Below are 14,429 nucleotides of genomic sequence, written 5' to 3' on the forward strand. Positions count from 1 at the left end.
CTTCGGTGGTTCCGAGCCGGTGGCACCGCCGCCTCCGCCTCCTCCGCCGCCGCCGCCGCCGCCTCCTCCGCCCCCGCCGCCTCCGCCTCCGCCGCCTCCGCCGCCGGTCGTGCAGTGCAACCAGGGCCCGTACATCGTGTTCTTCGACTGGGATCAGTCGGATATCACGCCTGAGGCTGCTACCGTTCTCAACAGTGCTGTCACTGCCTATGGCAACTGCGGCACCGCTGCGATCATGCTGGCCGGTCACGCTGACCGCTCCGGCTCGGCAACCTACAACGTCGGCCTGTCCGAACGTCGTAACGCCAGCGTCCAGGCTTACCTGACGGGCCGCGGCATTCCGGCAGCGCGCATCTCCAGCGAAGCATTCGGCGAAAGCATGCCGCGTGTTGCTACCGCTGACGGTGTTCGCGAACTGCAGAACCGCCGCGTGGAAATCACTTACGGTCCGGGTTCGGGTCGCTAAGCGAAGACCGCAAGGTCACAAAAAAGGGGCCGGAGGGAAACCTCCGGCCCTTTTTTCATGTGCCGGTCCGGCCGAAACATCGACCGGTGGCCGCTGGCACTTGCGATTGGCGACCCATGCCATATTGACCGCAGGCCCGCGCTTCTGCACGTTCGCCGCAACAATCAAAAAGGGTTCAGGATGCAATTGATCAACGATACGCGCTTCTATCTGGACGGCGCATGGGTGGACCGTCCCGATGCTCCCAGGATTGCGGTTCTCAATCCTTATTCGGAGGAGGTGATCGGCCATATCGCCGCTGGCTCCGCCGCCGATGTCGATCTGGCGGTTGCCGCCGCGCGCCGCGCTTTTCCCGATTTCTCGCAGACCCCGGTTGCAGAAAGGCTGGCGCTGCTGAAGCGGATCAAGGCCTTGCTGGAGGAGCGGACGGAAGAATTCGCGCAGGCCATCACTGCGGAAATGGGCGCGGCGATCACCTTCTCACGCGGCGGACAGGTCGCGTTCGGCATCGCGCACGTCAATACGATGATCGATGTGCTGGAGAAGTTCGCTTTCCAGACGGAGCGCGACGGGATCACCATTGTGCGGGAACCGATCGGCGTGTGCGCGCTGATCACGCCGTGGAACTGGCCGCTGTACCAGATCACCGCCAAGGTTGCCCCGGCCATCGCGGCGGGCTGCACCGTGGTGCTCAAGCCCAGCGAGATGTCACCCTTCACCGCGCAGATGTTTGCCCAGGTGATGCATGATGCCGGAACGCCTCCGGGCGTGTTCAACCTGGTTGGCGGGACCGGCGAAGTGGTGGGCAATGCCATGTCATCGCACCCCGATGTCGACATGGTCACCTTCACCGGCTCCACCCGCGCGGGCGTGCTGGTGGCCCAGTCCGCAGCAAAGACCATCAAGCGCGTGGTGCAGGAACTGGGCGGCAAGTCGCCCAATGTGTTCCTGGAAGATGCCAATTTCGAAGAGGCGGTGCCCAAGGGCATTCTGGGGGCCATGCGCAACGTCGGCCAGTCCTGCGCTGCGCCTACCCGAATGGTGGTGCCCGCATCGCGCCTGGCCGAAGTGGAGGCGCTTGCGGCCAGCACTGCGAACGACATCATCGTCGGCAATCCGCTGGACGAGGCATGCGTTATCGGCCCGCTCGCCAATGCGCCGCAATTCGCCAAGGTGCAGGAACTGATCCAGGCCGGTATCGACGAGGGCGCAAAGCTGATCTGCGGCGGCACGGGACTTCCCGGCGGCCTCAACCACGGCTTTTTCGCCCGCCCCACGGTGTTTTCCGAAGTCACGCCGGACATGCGCATCGCGCAGGAGGAGATTTTCGGCCCGGTGGTGGTGATCATGCCCTATCTGGATGAGGCGGATGCGATCCGTATTGCCAATGATACGGTCTATGGCCTCAGCTCTCACGTCCAGTCTGCCGATCAGGAAAGCGCACGCCGGGTCGCCCGCCAGATCCGCGCAGGCCAGGTGCACATCAACTATCCGGCATGGTCCGGCTTTGCCCCGTTCGGGGGCTACAAACAGTCCGGCAATGGCCGCGAATACGGGGTCTTCGGGCTGGAGGAATACCTCGAGGTGAAGGCCATCCTTGGCTATTGATGCAGCGCGAAGGGGGCGGGCGCAGTGGCCCGGCCCAATGGCCGCTGAACATTATGCCCGCCGCGGCTGCGGGCCTTGTTCGTTCGCCTTGGCAGTCTGCAGAACCCGTGTTGCGGGTCAGGCGGACTGCCAACGGCTTTTCATCCGATAGATTGTTGATGCGCTGACGCCCAGTTCGCCCGCAGCCTTGGGGATGCTGCCGCCAGCCCTGTGGATTGCGGCCTCAACGGCCAGCCGCTCGATATCGGCGAGCGTGGTGGGACCGCTTTGGGCAAAGTCCGGGGAGGCGGTTGCAGCGGGGTCCGCCATGAATGCAGCCGGTGCAGGGTCAGCGGCTCTGGCTGGTGCGGGATGGGTGCGTTCGAGCGGCAGATCGTCCAGGCCGATAACCGGTCCGGCGCTCATCACCACTGCACGCCGGATAAGGTTTTGCAGTTCGCGGACATTGCCAGGCCACTGGCGCTGTTCCAGCGCAGCGCTCACTTGCGCGGAAAGCGGCTCGAAGTGCTTGGCTTCCTCCTCCCCGAAGCGTTCAAGGAAACTCTGCGCTATCAGGCTGACATCGCCGGGCCGGTCCCTGAGTGGCGGCAATTCAAGCGGGATCACCGCAAGGCGATAGAACAGGTCCTCGCGAAAGCGGCCTTCGGCAACTTCGCGCGATGGATCGCGATTGGTGGCACAGATAACCCGCACGTTGACCGGTTCGGGCCGGCTTGACCCAACCGGCTGCACCATGCCGGACTGCAGGAAGCGCAGCAGTTTCACCTGCAGCGAAAGATCCATCTCGCAGATTTCGTCGAGGAAAAGCGTACCGCCATCGGCTTCGCGCGCGGCCCCCTTCCGGTCTGCAATCGCTCCGGTGAAGGAGCCTTTCACATGGCCGAACAGTTCCGATTCAAGCAGGTTTTCCGGGATCGCTCCGCAATTGATCGCCACGAACCGCTTGCGCGCGCGCGGACCTGTCTGGTGGATCGCTTCGGCGGCCACTTCCTTGCCGGTGCCGCTTTCGCCGGTAATGAAAACCGTCGCCTTGGACGTCGCGACATTCTCGATGGCGCTATAGACTGCCTGCATGGGCGTGGATTTGCCGATGAAGCCTTGAAAGCTCTCACGGCCGACAATCCTGCTGATGACTTCGGCTTTTTCGTACAGCTTCTGGCGTTCCAGCGCATTGCGCGCGGTGGTCAGCAATCTTGGCGGGGCGATGGGCTTGACCAGGAAGTCATAGGCGCCCAGCCGCATGGCGCTGATTGCGCGGTTGATCGATCCATCGGCGGTGACCACCACCACTGCGCTTTCCTGCGCCAATTGGGGGCGCTGTTCGAGCCAGTCCAGCCCATCGTAATCGGGCAATTGCAGGTCGAGCAGGATAGCGTCGAACGGCTTTGGCATGCTGGCAATTGCACTGTCTGCTTCGGCGCCGTTCTCCACCACCACAACCGAATGGCCGGCCCCTTCTAGGATTCCGGCGTAGGTTTGTGCCAGCGAAGGGGAATCCTCTATCACCAGTATGTGCGTTGCCGGTCTGCTCATAGGGCTTTGACCAGCCGGAATTCGGCCCGATCGCCAAGTTTGCTGGATTCCCAGGTCAGTTCGCGTTCATCGCCGTAATGCTCGATGCTCTGCCTGATCAGGCCATAGGCGATATGCGCCAGCGGCCGGTGCGACTGATAGGATACCACCAGAACACCGTTTTCACGCCTGGTCGTCACGCTGGGCGGCTTGGCCCCGGGATAGAGGATGCGGACTTCCTCGTGAATGTGCGGACCGACATGATCGAGCAATTCGTCGACAGACGTATAAAGCTTCATGATATCCGGGAACAGGACGGTGAAGCGCTGGAAGAGATAGGAGCCATATTTCTGGCACAGTTCATCGACCGGCACGCCCGACTTTACGGATGCGATCGAGACCATTTTCAGCGCATTGGTCGCCGGATAGCTGCCGACTGAGGTGAAGGCTCCGCCATCGGGCAAGTCCGCTTCCACCAGCACCTCGTCGGCGAAAACCAGTCCGAATCCCTCTTCCATGAAGTTAACGAGTTCGGTGAAGATGATGCCCTTCATTTCTTGTCCCTTTTTGCGAAATGCAAATCTGCGTCCGGGCAACTAAGCATATTACGTGCCAAAATGCGAAGATCGGGCGGGTAGTACTGCAAATCCCCAATTGATCGCCCGCAGTCGTTGCATATTGCAGCAAATGCTTTGCAAAATGCAAACAGGCGCTTTGCAGAATGCGAATTTGCGGCGGTATCTGCGCCAAAATCGCTGCAATCCCGTCCAATCGCCAGTTGGCACGGTCCTTGAAACGTCTCCGGCAACTGTTTCCGGAGTCCCATCACATGCGTATCATCGTTCCAGCCATTGCCAGTGCCGCGCTTCTGGCCGGCTGTACCACCGGCCCGCAGCCAGCCAATATTGCTGGTGCACTGTGGATGCCGGAGCAGCAGGCATCGGTATTACAGAGCGGCTGTTCTCAGGCTGCTGGCATGCTGCCGGATCTCCCGCAGATGTCGCGGCCCGATGGCGCAGAGCCCCTGCTTGCTCCGGGTGATCGGCTGCAACTTCGGATCATCGGCGATGCAGACCGGATTTCCGGCACTTATGTGATCGGCGCCAATGGCGACATTGGCCTGAACGGCATCGGATCGATTGCTGCTGCGGGGCTCTCCCTGCCAGAGCTGGAACGCAATCTTGCCGATGAGCTGGTCGCGCGGGACATTGTCCAGCGTCTGCGCAATGCCGTTCGCCTCAGCCTGCTGGAAAGCGCCGGCGTTTCCGTTGCCGTAAGCGGCGCGGTCTTCATTCCCGGCAGTGTCAGGGCCGGTGAGCGGGCGCCTGACGATCGCGTGGGGCAGCGCGAGGGCGAGGCGTTTGGCGATGCCAATGTCGGCCGCACCTTGTCCACCGCGCTGCGCGCCGCGGGCGGCGTTCGGCCCGATGCGGATATCTCGCGCATTGGACTGGTCCGCAACGGCACGCTCTCGGTCCATGATCTGCGCAGCGGGCATGACGGCACCGCGTTTCAGGACGTCGCGCTGGCAAATGGCGACAGCATTATTGTGCCAACCAGCGGCTGTTTCGATGCGCGGCTCGTCCGCCCGTCGCTGGTGACGGCGCCGGGCATCCGCGTGCACATGTCCAACCTGACGCGCCCGGCCAACAACAATGCCGGCGCTGCGGTCGGCCAGCAGACCGCCAGCCTGCCATATGGGACGCGCTTTCTTCAGGGGCTGGTGGCAATGAACTGCGTGGGTGGTTCGCGGATGAATGCCGGGCGCCTCGCCGTGCTGATTTCGCGCAATCCGATGACCGGCCAGTCCGTGGTGGTGGAGCGTGCCGTGGAGGATCTGGTTCGCGCGGCAGACCGCGACCTGGACGATCCCTATCTGATGCCGGGTGATGCCCTGGCCTGTTATGACAGCCGCTGGATGAATTTGCGCGATGCCATCGGCATGGTCACCGATGTGGCGAGTGCGGTCACTCCTGCCCTGCTGCTCGAACAGGCGGTGACCAAGTGATGGCTTCCACGCCCCGGCCCCGGCGCCTTGTCCGATTGTGGTTTGTCATTCGTGACGGACTGCCCTCCATCCACCGCTATCGCCGCTATATCATGGCAATCGCGCCAGCCCTCCTGCTGGTCTGGGGCATAACTGCGGCCTATCTGGTTCTTGCGCCTGTTCGCTTCAGCAGTTCGATGACCCTGATCCTTCCGGGGTCCGGTGTTGGCGGATCGATGAATCTGGATTCGCTTGGTCAGGCAAGTTCGGTCACCGCATCGGCCTTTTCCAGCACCACACTCAGCCCGACCGAGAATTACAAGCGCCTGCTGATGGCTGACACGACCCGCCGCCGGGCCGCCGGCCTGTTGGGTGAAGATGGCGGGGCATTTCCCGAGCCATCCATCAAACTGCTGGATCAAACGAATCTGATCGAAGTGAAGGTGACAGGTGAGAGTCCCGAGCATGCCCGGGCGCGCGGCGAGGCTTTGCGCAATGCGTTCCTCGCCATCCTCGATGACCTGCGCGAGAACGAGGCGCAAACGCGTGAAAGCGCCGATCGTCAGCATATCTCCGAGCTTGAGGGCAAGGTTCAGGAGGCCCAGCTGGCCCTGCTGGACTTTCAGGGGCGCACTGGCCTGGTAAGTCTTGAGCAGTTCAATGGCCGCATCGGCGCGCTGGACGGTCTGCGCGGGCTTGAAAGAAACGCACGGGCCGATCGCGCTCGTCTTGCAGCAATTCGCGGGCGGCTTGGTCAGGTTCTGCAGATCACCCCGGACAATGTTCGCCGGGCCCTGCAACTCAAGGCCGATCCTGTCTTCCGCTCACTGCTGGATCGGTATGCCAGCATCAATACCGACGCGAGCGAAGCCAGCGCTACGCTGGGCAGCGCCCACGCCGTGCGTGAGGAACTGGAGGCCGAGCGCAATGCCTTGCGCGGACAGATTGTCGCACGCGGCAGCTCGGTTGCCGGATTGCGGGCCGATGCGTTGCTCGCTTTCGCCGATCTGTCCGTCAGCGAAGGGCGTGAACGGATGTTTGAATCGCTCATCTCCGCCGAGGGGATGAATGCCGGCGCCAATGCGATGCTGGCGGAGATACGCGGCCAGATCGACGAGCAGGCGGCGCAGTCCGGGCCGCTGGTCGCGCAGGCAAGCGAACTGGTTGAACTGCTGCGGGCACACCGGGTGGCCGAAGCGGTCTTTTCCTCCGCCCTGGCGCGGCTCGATACCAACAAGTCCGATCCCTTCGCCTCTTACCCGCTGGTCCAGACCTTCGAGGAACCGTCCCTGCCCACGTCCAGGGCAACCCCCTCGCTGCTGATCGCACTCGCCGCCGCTGTGGCTGCGTCCTTCTTCATTCTCATGGGATTTGCCCTCGCATGGCTACGCCAACCGATCCTGCGCAAGCTGCTGCCGAACGTCTGATAGCAGGCACTATCGGCGCGACCTGGGCGCTGTGGCTGGTTGGCGGTCTGTATATCGCCGGGCCGGTCCTCGGCTGGAGCCTGGCCGCGCTGGCCGCGTGGAAGCTCTATGCCGCGCCAGCCTTGCCGGCTGCACAAAGACCGGCTCCGCTGGGACCGATCATCTGGACATTCGTGCTGGCAATGGCGGCGATGGAGATCATCCTGCTTGTGGGCCACACAACCAATGACCTTGGCATTGGCCAGACAATCAAGTCTTCCGTCGGCTGGGCTAAGGGCTGGGCCCTGATCGGCCTGTTTCCGCTGGCAGGATCGGTTCTCAATCCACGGCCAGAGGTGATCTGCCGCGCGGTTTGCAGGCTGGGCAGGCAAACACTTTTAATCTTGCCGCTGTTCCTTGTGGCACCGTTTGTCGGACTTCCCGAGACACTGTGGGTCTCGCCGCTCAAGATCATTGGCGGTTCCGGACCGGAATATTTCGCGGCTACCCTCTACACGATTGAACCGGGCGCCGGGACCGCACGCTGGCAGTTTTTTGCTCCGTGGTCGCCGGCAGCCGGGATGATCGCGCTGGTCCATGCTGTTTGCGCTGCCGAGGAGAGGGATCTGCGCTGGAAGATCACCGGCCTTGCCGCCGCCTTGCTGATCGCCCTGCTTTCACAATCCCGCCTGGCTCTGGTGGCGTTGGTGGTCATCTGGCCACTGAGCTTCGGGATTTCCCGGCTGGGCAAGGCGTGGCTGTGGTGGGCAGCAGCGCCGGTTGTGCTGGGTCTTGGATTGCTGGCGCCGAGCCTGGTTGCACTGGCCGAACAGGCGGCCTCGGACTTTTCCAGTGCCCGTGCGGACAGCTCGCGCGTTCGCGAGATACTTGGCCGCATCGCTATCGAACGTTGGCAAACCGAAGCGCCGTGGTTCGGCCACGGGATAGTCGAACAAGGCCCGCATCTGGTTGAATTCATGCCGATCGGCAGCCACCACAGCTGGTATGGGCTGCTGTTCGTCAAAGGCACGATGGGCCTGCTGGCGCTGGCGATTCCGCTGATCATGGCGCTGGCTGCGATGGCGTGGCTGGCGGTTCGCGATCCTCTGGGCCGTATCGGACTATCCATGGTCCTGGTCATGTGTCTCTACAGCTTTGGAGAGAATCTGGAGATACTGGCTTATCTGTACTGGCCGGCGCTGGTGGTCATCGGCATTGCCGCACGCCGCGCCGTGGAGCTGCGCGCAAGCCAGAGGTGAACGGCGCTGCGGCCCCATTCCCGTTCCGCACATGCTTCAGGCGCCTCGCCTGTGGCCGCGGCTGGCTGCATCCTGACATGACAATGCCCCGGTCGCCCTTGGCAGGACGCCGGGGCATCTGCCTGGGGAGCGAAGGGGGAGCGCTCCAGCAGGCATTGTCCGGTCAGGCTGATATGGCGAGCGTGCCGGACAGGCTTTCTGACCGGGACTTCCTGCCCGCCAGTGCCTTGCCCGCCCGGTGAAACAGCGCCTGCCATGCCTTGATGCGGGAGAATTCGGCGCCGGCCATGGACATGCGGGCGGCGACCGACATTTCCTTCAGCTGGGCGGTGCTCAGCCCGGCAAGCGCGCTGGCCAGCATGGCCGGGTCGCTGCAATCAACTACAATGCCTGCGCGGCCCACCTGTTCGGGAAGGCCATCGGCCTGCGACACGATCACCGGACGCCCGGCCATGCGCGCCTCCGCAGCCACCTGGCCAAAGGCTTCGCAGCGAGAGGGAACGACCACGACATCGCAGCGGGCATAAAAGCTGGCCACATCTTCGATACGGCCAGCGAACGCGATATTGGCCATGTCGCCTGCTGCCTTGCGCAAGGCCTGCTCCTGATCGCCAAATCCGCCAATCACCAGTTCGAAACGTGATGCAGGCAAAGCCTTCATGGCCTCAATCAGCACGTCGAAGCCCTTCACATGGTCAAAGCGGCCGATGGCGCCCAGCCTGATCGGCTGGCCTTGAGAGAATTTCGGACCGGGCAGCTTGTCGAGGCCCTGGCTGCCGCTCCACGGATGGAGCACTTTCAGCTTCACGGGGTCGACCGCCTCGATTGCGCGGAGCCATCCGGCCTGACCGTTGGATACCGCAACAACCTCGTCATACATGCGGTAGGCCAGTTTCAGCATAAGCCGGAAACGGGCTTGTGACCTGACCGTCCGGGCCTCCCAGTTTCCGGTATAGGAATGCTCTATATGGATCAGCCGGGCATGCGGATTGCGCAGCCGCAGCGATGCCAGAAACGGCAGGCTGGACCAGCTGGGCGGGAAATGCGTGACGATGACATGGGCATTCAGGCGAGGTGCCATTCTGCCGCGCGGATTGACGGGCCGGACACGGCTATCGACCATGCGGGTCAGATCCGGATGATCGTAGATACGCAGACCCTTGACCACCCCGCCCATGGCGAAATCATCGTTCAGGTGAACGCAGCGCAGCCGGGTCATGCCGCAGCCGCCTTGCCCAGGCGGTTCCGCAGCAGACATGCCATCATCGTTCCGGGCAGCAGCGCGCTGGCCAGGGCGGCCCCCGCCGTTCCAAGCGACTTGACCGGTTCTTCCATGAAAATCGCCGGGTAACGGGCAATCGCCTGCGATGTCAGCGCGCGGGCAAAGGCATAATCGCCCAGCTGTATGGCGCGGCGCGCCAGATAGCGCAGCTGATATGCCGCGGCGGCGTTGCCATGGCGGGCGATCAGCGCTGGCGCATAGGTTCGGGCCTTGTCGATCGCCCGCTCCCAGGTTTCAAACTGGCGCACGATATTGGCCGAAAGTCCGCCACCGATAATGCGATAATCGGTCAGCAGCCCACCAATGCCCTCGAAGCGGCAATTATGCCCAGCGGACATTCGCAGCCACATTTCGATATCCTCGGATTGGCGGAAACTCTCGTCGAACCAGCAGGTGCGTGCGGGTTCATCGGGATGGGCAAAACCCACATCGTCCAGCGCACTGCGACGTATCACCGCGGCCGAGCCATTGCCCACCGGGTTGCGCTTGAGGATATGCGCTGCATCAACAGCTTCGAGCCTTGGCCGCATGGCAACCGCGAGCGGGCGGCCATCGGCGTCAATCAGGCGTGAACCGGCATAGCTGACGGCCACATCGGGATTGCTGCGCAGGTGAATCGCATGCAGCATGAGCTTTTCGGGCGCCCAGCGATCATCTGAATCGAGCAGTGCGATATAGGTGCCGGTTGCATGGGCAATCCCGGTGTTGCGCGCCCCTGCCAGGCCGCGGTTTTTCTGCCGGATGATGCGGATGCGCGGATCGTCGAAACTGCGCACGATATCCATGCTGCCATCCTGCCCGCCATCATCGACGACGATCAGTTCGAGGCAATCGTGGCTCTGGTCCAGAACCGAGCGGATCGCCTCTGCAACATAGAGCTCGACATTATAGACAGGCATGATGACGGAAATTTTTTCAGGGCTGGTCACGGCTATTTCTCCTTGGAGCAGGGGTCAGGCGAAGATGCGCTGGCGCAGCGTCATCGGGATTGCAGGAGCGGTGATGGCTGCAAGCAGAGTGGAGCCTCCGCGTTTCAGATCAGACAGGAAGGCGCGGGGAGACAGGGCTATTCCGCGCATCGCGTAGTAGCGCGCTTCAGCTGGTGGATTGCCGCTGCGCAGGGACCGGCGCGCCAGATACCGGCAATATATCGCCTCGGCAGAAGCTGAGTCCGCATCGCTTGCGTGCAGTTCCACCACCCTGCGCCAGCCGGCATACATGGCGCCAAGATTGACCGAGAGACCGCCGGGCGACAGGCGATAGCCAACAAGCAATTCGTCAATCCCGCGGGCACGCTCACCCAGTGCGACGGCGCGGGCAAGCCATTCCTGGTCTTCCGCATAATCCATGCCGACATCGAATGCGCCGATACGATCGAACGCTTCCCTTGTGGTGACGAGATTGGAGGCTGTGCAGACCGGATTCTCGGAGATGATCTGCTGCATGGTCAGGTCGCCGCGGGGCACGCTCGACATGGTGCGGCTGCGCGGCCGATCATGGGCAGTGGCTTCGAGAAAGGCGATCCTGGCGTAGCTGATGGCCAGCGTGCGATCGGCTTCATGTGCCGCACGGTGCCATGCCAGCTTGGCCGGATGCCACAGATCGTCGGCATCGCAGAAAGCCATCAACCTGCCGCTGGCCAGCTGGAGACCGTGATTGCGCGCGGCGGAAACGCCGGCATTCTGCTGTGCCACCAGCCTGATGCGCGGATCGCGGCCTGCCTGCCGCAACATCCGCAGCAGGCTGTCATCGGTTGAGCCGTCATCGATCAGAATCAGTTCGAAATCTTCGTCGTCCTGCTCACGGATAGAGGCGATGGTCGCCTCGATCGTATCCTGCGCGTTGTAGACAGGCACGATGACCGAGAAATGCGGACGAGTTTGTGCGTTGCGGTTCATATGACCACTCCCTTTGGTGTCTGGTTGTTGATGGCGGACAGGCCGAGTCCGCGAAAAAGGACGAATGCGGTGATCGGCAGCTGCACTGCCCAAAGCGCGAGGACATAGGCCCAGGCCGCTCCGTGAAGGCCGATGGTGCAGCCCAGAGCCAGCGCTCCCAGCGCGGCGATGCAGACCACGATGGAGATCATCGCATCGCGATCAGCCCCGCCGGTGGCGCGCAGCCATGCGGTGGACACCGATGCGGTTATCGCCGGTATCGCGGCCAGGCAGAGTATTGCGACCAGCGGGGCAATATCGGCCCATTGCTCGCCAAACAGGATCGGCACGTAGATATCGGCCAGCAGGACCTGGGCGATCACAACCGGTGTGAAAAGGCCCAGACCCAGCATAATCGAATGCTTCAGCCGGCGCATGCGATCCAGCGCCGATCTGGCGGCGCACAGATAGGGAAACAGCACGATCGACAAGGCGCTGACAAAACTGCTGGTGATGCCAAGTCCGGCGTTGAACGCGAAGAAATAGAATCCCAGAGCCTCCGTGCCGAGCATGGCGCCGACAATGATCTTGTCGAGCTGCTGGCGCGCCACATTGGTAAATTCAGTGACCAGAACCCCCGCACTCAAGCGGGTGAATTCGTGCAAGGGCGCCGCAGCCACTCCGACAATAGGAGACCAGCATTGGGCGCGCCGGACCAGAACAAGCCATACCGGAGCGGTCAGCAGCTTGGGCAGGACAAGCGCCCAGGCCGATGGCCAGACCAGCGCGAGTGCCAGGCACAGGAAATGGTCAGCTGTCGTTTGCGTGGCGGCGATCCGGGCGGTTGTTGCCAGCCGTCCGCTGCGCATCAACAGGAAGACCTGCACCAGGCCGGCCGGCATCAGCGCGTAAACGCCGGTAAGCATGGCCAGCATTGCTGCGATCTCTGCCTGCCCGAAGACACGCCACATGATTGCAGCGCAAGCCAGCTGAACCAGCGCGACGCCGCCGCACCACAGATAGAACAGCCGGTGTGCGGCGTTGCAGATCGATGCGAGCTCGGCATCGGTGGCGGCGATGATCCTTTGGCCAATGCCGCTGTTTGCGAGCACCCGAACAAATTCGAACAGGGCAAGCGCAAGGGCGGCAATGCCGATCTGGGCGGGCGCAATCTGACGGGCGATCACGATGATCGTGAACACCCGCAACACGCGCGTGCCAGCCTCTGCCAGGCCATAGGCAAGAAGGCCGTGCAAGACGGGTCTCAGCCCCTCTGGCAACAGTCTTTCAAGTCTGACGATGAGCGGCATTGGCGTGTTCCTGGCATGGTGTCGCCAAACACTGTTCAATATCCGTGCCAAACGCGGTTTCCCGCCATTGTTGCCCGATTTCGGCAGTCAGGATCGCGCCGATTTGCATAATGGCCAGCAGCACTTCGCAATTCGCAATTCAGAAATTGCATTTTGCGAAAATGGACTGTGCCAAGACGCCCGCCGGGCGGTTAGAAACTAACTAAAAGACGGAAATATAGCGGTTTTCTAAAACTGGCACGATCTCTGCGCCTGTCCTCCCAACTCAAGCGGAGGATATGCAATGTACCAGGATTTCAATTTCGACAGCGCTCTGATGCAGGATTACGAGCGTGGGCCGCGTTCATCGGGCCGTGTGGCTGCGGCGGCAAGTGCGGTCAGGCTGTTCAACCTCGACCTTGTCGACGCCGATCGAAACGAGACCGCGCAAAAGCTGGTGGATCTTGCCGCCAAGGGTCGCCGCGCGACGATCGGTTTCATCAATGCGCACTGCGTCAATGTGGCTGCCCGCGACAGCAGGTATCGCGCTGCCCTGAAGTCCTGCGATCACCTTCTGCCTGATGGATCGGGAATGCGCCTTGCCGCCAGACTTGCCGGGACGAGCTATCGCGACAATCTCAACGGCACGGATCTTTTCCCGCTCATCTGCGAGGAGGCCGCCCGCAAGGGAGTGTCGATCTACCTGCTCGGCGGCGGGGAAGGCATTGCCGAAGCGGCCGGACGGGCGATGCAGCGCCGCTATCCCGATCTCAACATTGCCGGAACGCAAAACGGCTATTTCGAACAGTATGAAACCGCGCGCGTCATCGCCGATATCAACGCCAGCGGAGCCGACATGGTCTTTGTCGGATTTGGCGTGCCGTTGCAGGAATGCTGGCTGGCCGATCACGGCGCCAGCATTGATGCCCCTGTGCAGCTCTCGGTCGGTGGATTGTTCGATTATTATTCGGGCCGAATTCCGCGGGCGCCCATGCCGATCCGCAAAGTCGGTTGCGAGTGGATCTGGCGTCTGGCGCAGGAACCGCGGCGCCTTGCCGGTCGCTATATCGCCGGGAATGGTATTTTCATCATGCATGCCCTGGCACATGCGTTTGCCATCCGCAGCGGGATCGATTGCGGTGCGGCTCTCAAGCGGGCCGGAGACCTGATCGCCGTTACGCTGGGTCTTGCGCTGCTCGCCCCGCTGTTCGCGGCCATTGCCCTGGCCATCAGGCTTGAGGATGGTGGCCCGGTGTTCTTCAGCCAGACCCGGATCGGCAAGCGCGGCAGGCCGTTCAAGGTGCTGAAATTCCGCAGTATGGTGGTCAATGCCGAGGCAATTCGCGCCCGCCTGCTGGCGCAGTCAGACAGGGATTCGATCTGTTTCAAGATGAAGAGAGATCCCCGGATCACGCGGGTCGGGTCCCTGCTGCGCCGCACGTCGCTGGATGAATTGCCACAGCTGTTCAATGTGTTGCTGGGGGATATGTCGCTGGTTGGTCCGCGTCCTGCCCTGCCGCATGAGGTGACAGCCTATTGGCAGCGCGCGCTGCGGCGGCTTGATACCCGCCCAGGTATCACCTGCATCTGGCAGGTATCGGGACGGGCAGAAATTCCCTTCAGCCAGCAGGTGGAGATGGATATCGATTATGTCGAAAGCCAGGGCATGATGCGCGACCTGGGGCTGCTGCTGCGCACGATCCCGGCGGTGGTTACCGCGCGCGGCGCCTACTGATCCATTGC

The 14,429-nt window shown here is 62.5% G+C and carries 13 protein-coding genes; 7 read left to right on the forward strand and 6 right to left on the reverse strand.

The genetic code is table 11. From position 1 onward, the window contains the following. On the forward strand, positions 1 to 466 hold a 466-nt coding region (locus GRI32_RS08300; RefSeq protein WP_160589090.1), incomplete at its 5' end, for an OmpA family protein. Between the two features lie 180 nt (positions 467 to 646). Continuing rightward, complete coding sequence (locus GRI32_RS08305; protein WP_160591154.1) at positions 647 to 2,074, forward strand: aldehyde dehydrogenase family protein; 1,428 nt, start codon at positions 647 to 649, stop codon at positions 2,072 to 2,074. 117 nt (positions 2,075 to 2,191) lie between these two features. Here GRI32_RS08305 and GRI32_RS08310 read toward each other — a convergent pair whose 3' ends face one another. Together GRI32_RS08310 and GRI32_RS08315 are read right to left on the reverse strand one after the other, a co-directional pair. Beyond that, on the reverse strand, positions 2,192 to 3,607 hold the full coding sequence (locus GRI32_RS08310) for a sigma-54-dependent transcriptional regulator (protein ID WP_202386005.1): 1,416 nt from the start codon (positions 3,605 to 3,607) through the stop codon (positions 2,192 to 2,194). Further along, positions 3,604 to 4,140, reverse strand: coding sequence for a heme NO-binding domain-containing protein (locus tag GRI32_RS08315; protein WP_160591156.1), 537 nt, complete (start codon positions 4,138 to 4,140; stop codon positions 3,604 to 3,606). The genes GRI32_RS08310 and GRI32_RS08315 overlap by 4 nt, the downstream gene beginning before the upstream one ends. 275 nt (positions 4,141 to 4,415) lie before the next feature. On the opposite strand from GRI32_RS08315, the gene GRI32_RS08320 reads away from it, so the two are divergent. The 3 genes from GRI32_RS08320 to GRI32_RS08330 are packed head-to-tail and all read left to right on the forward strand — an operon-like array spanning position 4,416 to position 8,238. Continuing rightward, entirely contained in the window at positions 4,416 to 5,594 is a 1,179-nt protein-coding gene (locus GRI32_RS08320; RefSeq protein ID WP_160591158.1) for a polysaccharide biosynthesis/export family protein, read from the forward strand. A gap of 35 nt (positions 5,595 to 5,629) precedes the next feature. After that, positions 5,630 to 7,000: a GumC domain-containing protein gene (locus tag GRI32_RS08325; RefSeq protein WP_237437472.1), complete on the forward strand. Its 1,371-nt coding sequence runs from the start codon at positions 5,630 to 5,632 to the stop codon at positions 6,998 to 7,000. Continuing rightward, positions 6,955 to 8,238 (forward strand): O-antigen ligase domain-containing protein, encoded by a 1,284-nt coding sequence (locus GRI32_RS08330; protein ID WP_160591162.1) that lies wholly within the window; start codon positions 6,955 to 6,957, stop codon positions 8,236 to 8,238. Before GRI32_RS08325 ends, GRI32_RS08330 begins: the two co-directional genes overlap by 46 nt. Positions 8,239 to 8,401: 163 nt before the next feature. Here GRI32_RS08330 and GRI32_RS08335 read toward each other — a convergent pair whose 3' ends face one another. The 4 genes from GRI32_RS08335 to GRI32_RS08350 are packed head-to-tail and all read right to left on the reverse strand — an operon-like array spanning position 8,402 to position 12,653. Then, positions 8,402 to 9,457: a glycosyltransferase family 4 protein gene (locus tag GRI32_RS08335; protein WP_160591164.1), complete on the reverse strand. Its 1,056-nt coding sequence runs from the start codon at positions 9,455 to 9,457 to the stop codon at positions 8,402 to 8,404. Further along, a complete protein-coding gene (locus GRI32_RS08340; RefSeq protein ID WP_160591166.1) occupies positions 9,454 to 10,449 on the reverse strand; it encodes a glycosyltransferase in 996 nt (331 codons plus the stop codon). The genes GRI32_RS08335 and GRI32_RS08340 overlap by 4 nt, the downstream gene beginning before the upstream one ends. 24 nt (positions 10,450 to 10,473) lie before the next feature. Next, positions 10,474 to 11,418 carry a glycosyltransferase family 2 protein gene (locus GRI32_RS08345; protein ID WP_160591168.1) on the reverse strand — a complete coding sequence of 315 codons (945 nt, stop codon included), beginning with the start codon at positions 11,416 to 11,418 and terminating at the stop codon, positions 10,474 to 10,476. Beyond that, positions 11,415 to 12,653, reverse strand: a complete 1,239-nt coding sequence (locus tag GRI32_RS08350; RefSeq protein WP_237437473.1) for an oligosaccharide flippase family protein — start codon at positions 12,651 to 12,653, stop codon at positions 11,415 to 11,417. The genes GRI32_RS08345 and GRI32_RS08350 overlap by 4 nt, the downstream gene beginning before the upstream one ends. A gap of 43 nt (positions 12,654 to 12,696) precedes the next feature. On the opposite strand from GRI32_RS08350, the gene GRI32_RS08355 reads away from it, so the two are divergent. Next, positions 12,697 to 12,909 carry a hypothetical protein gene (locus GRI32_RS08355; protein ID WP_160591172.1) on the forward strand — a complete coding sequence of 71 codons (213 nt, stop codon included), beginning with the start codon at positions 12,697 to 12,699 and terminating at the stop codon, positions 12,907 to 12,909. 81 nt (positions 12,910 to 12,990) lie between these two features. Continuing rightward, positions 12,991 to 14,421 (forward strand): WecB/TagA/CpsF family glycosyltransferase, encoded by a 1,431-nt coding sequence (locus GRI32_RS08360; RefSeq protein WP_237437474.1) that lies wholly within the window; start codon positions 12,991 to 12,993, stop codon positions 14,419 to 14,421. Positions 14,422 to 14,429: the final 8 nt, after the last annotated feature.

This window comes from Alteraurantiacibacter aestuarii (assembly GCF_009827405.1).
Lineage (GTDB): Bacteria > Pseudomonadota > Alphaproteobacteria > Sphingomonadales > Sphingomonadaceae > Alteraurantiacibacter > Alteraurantiacibacter aestuarii.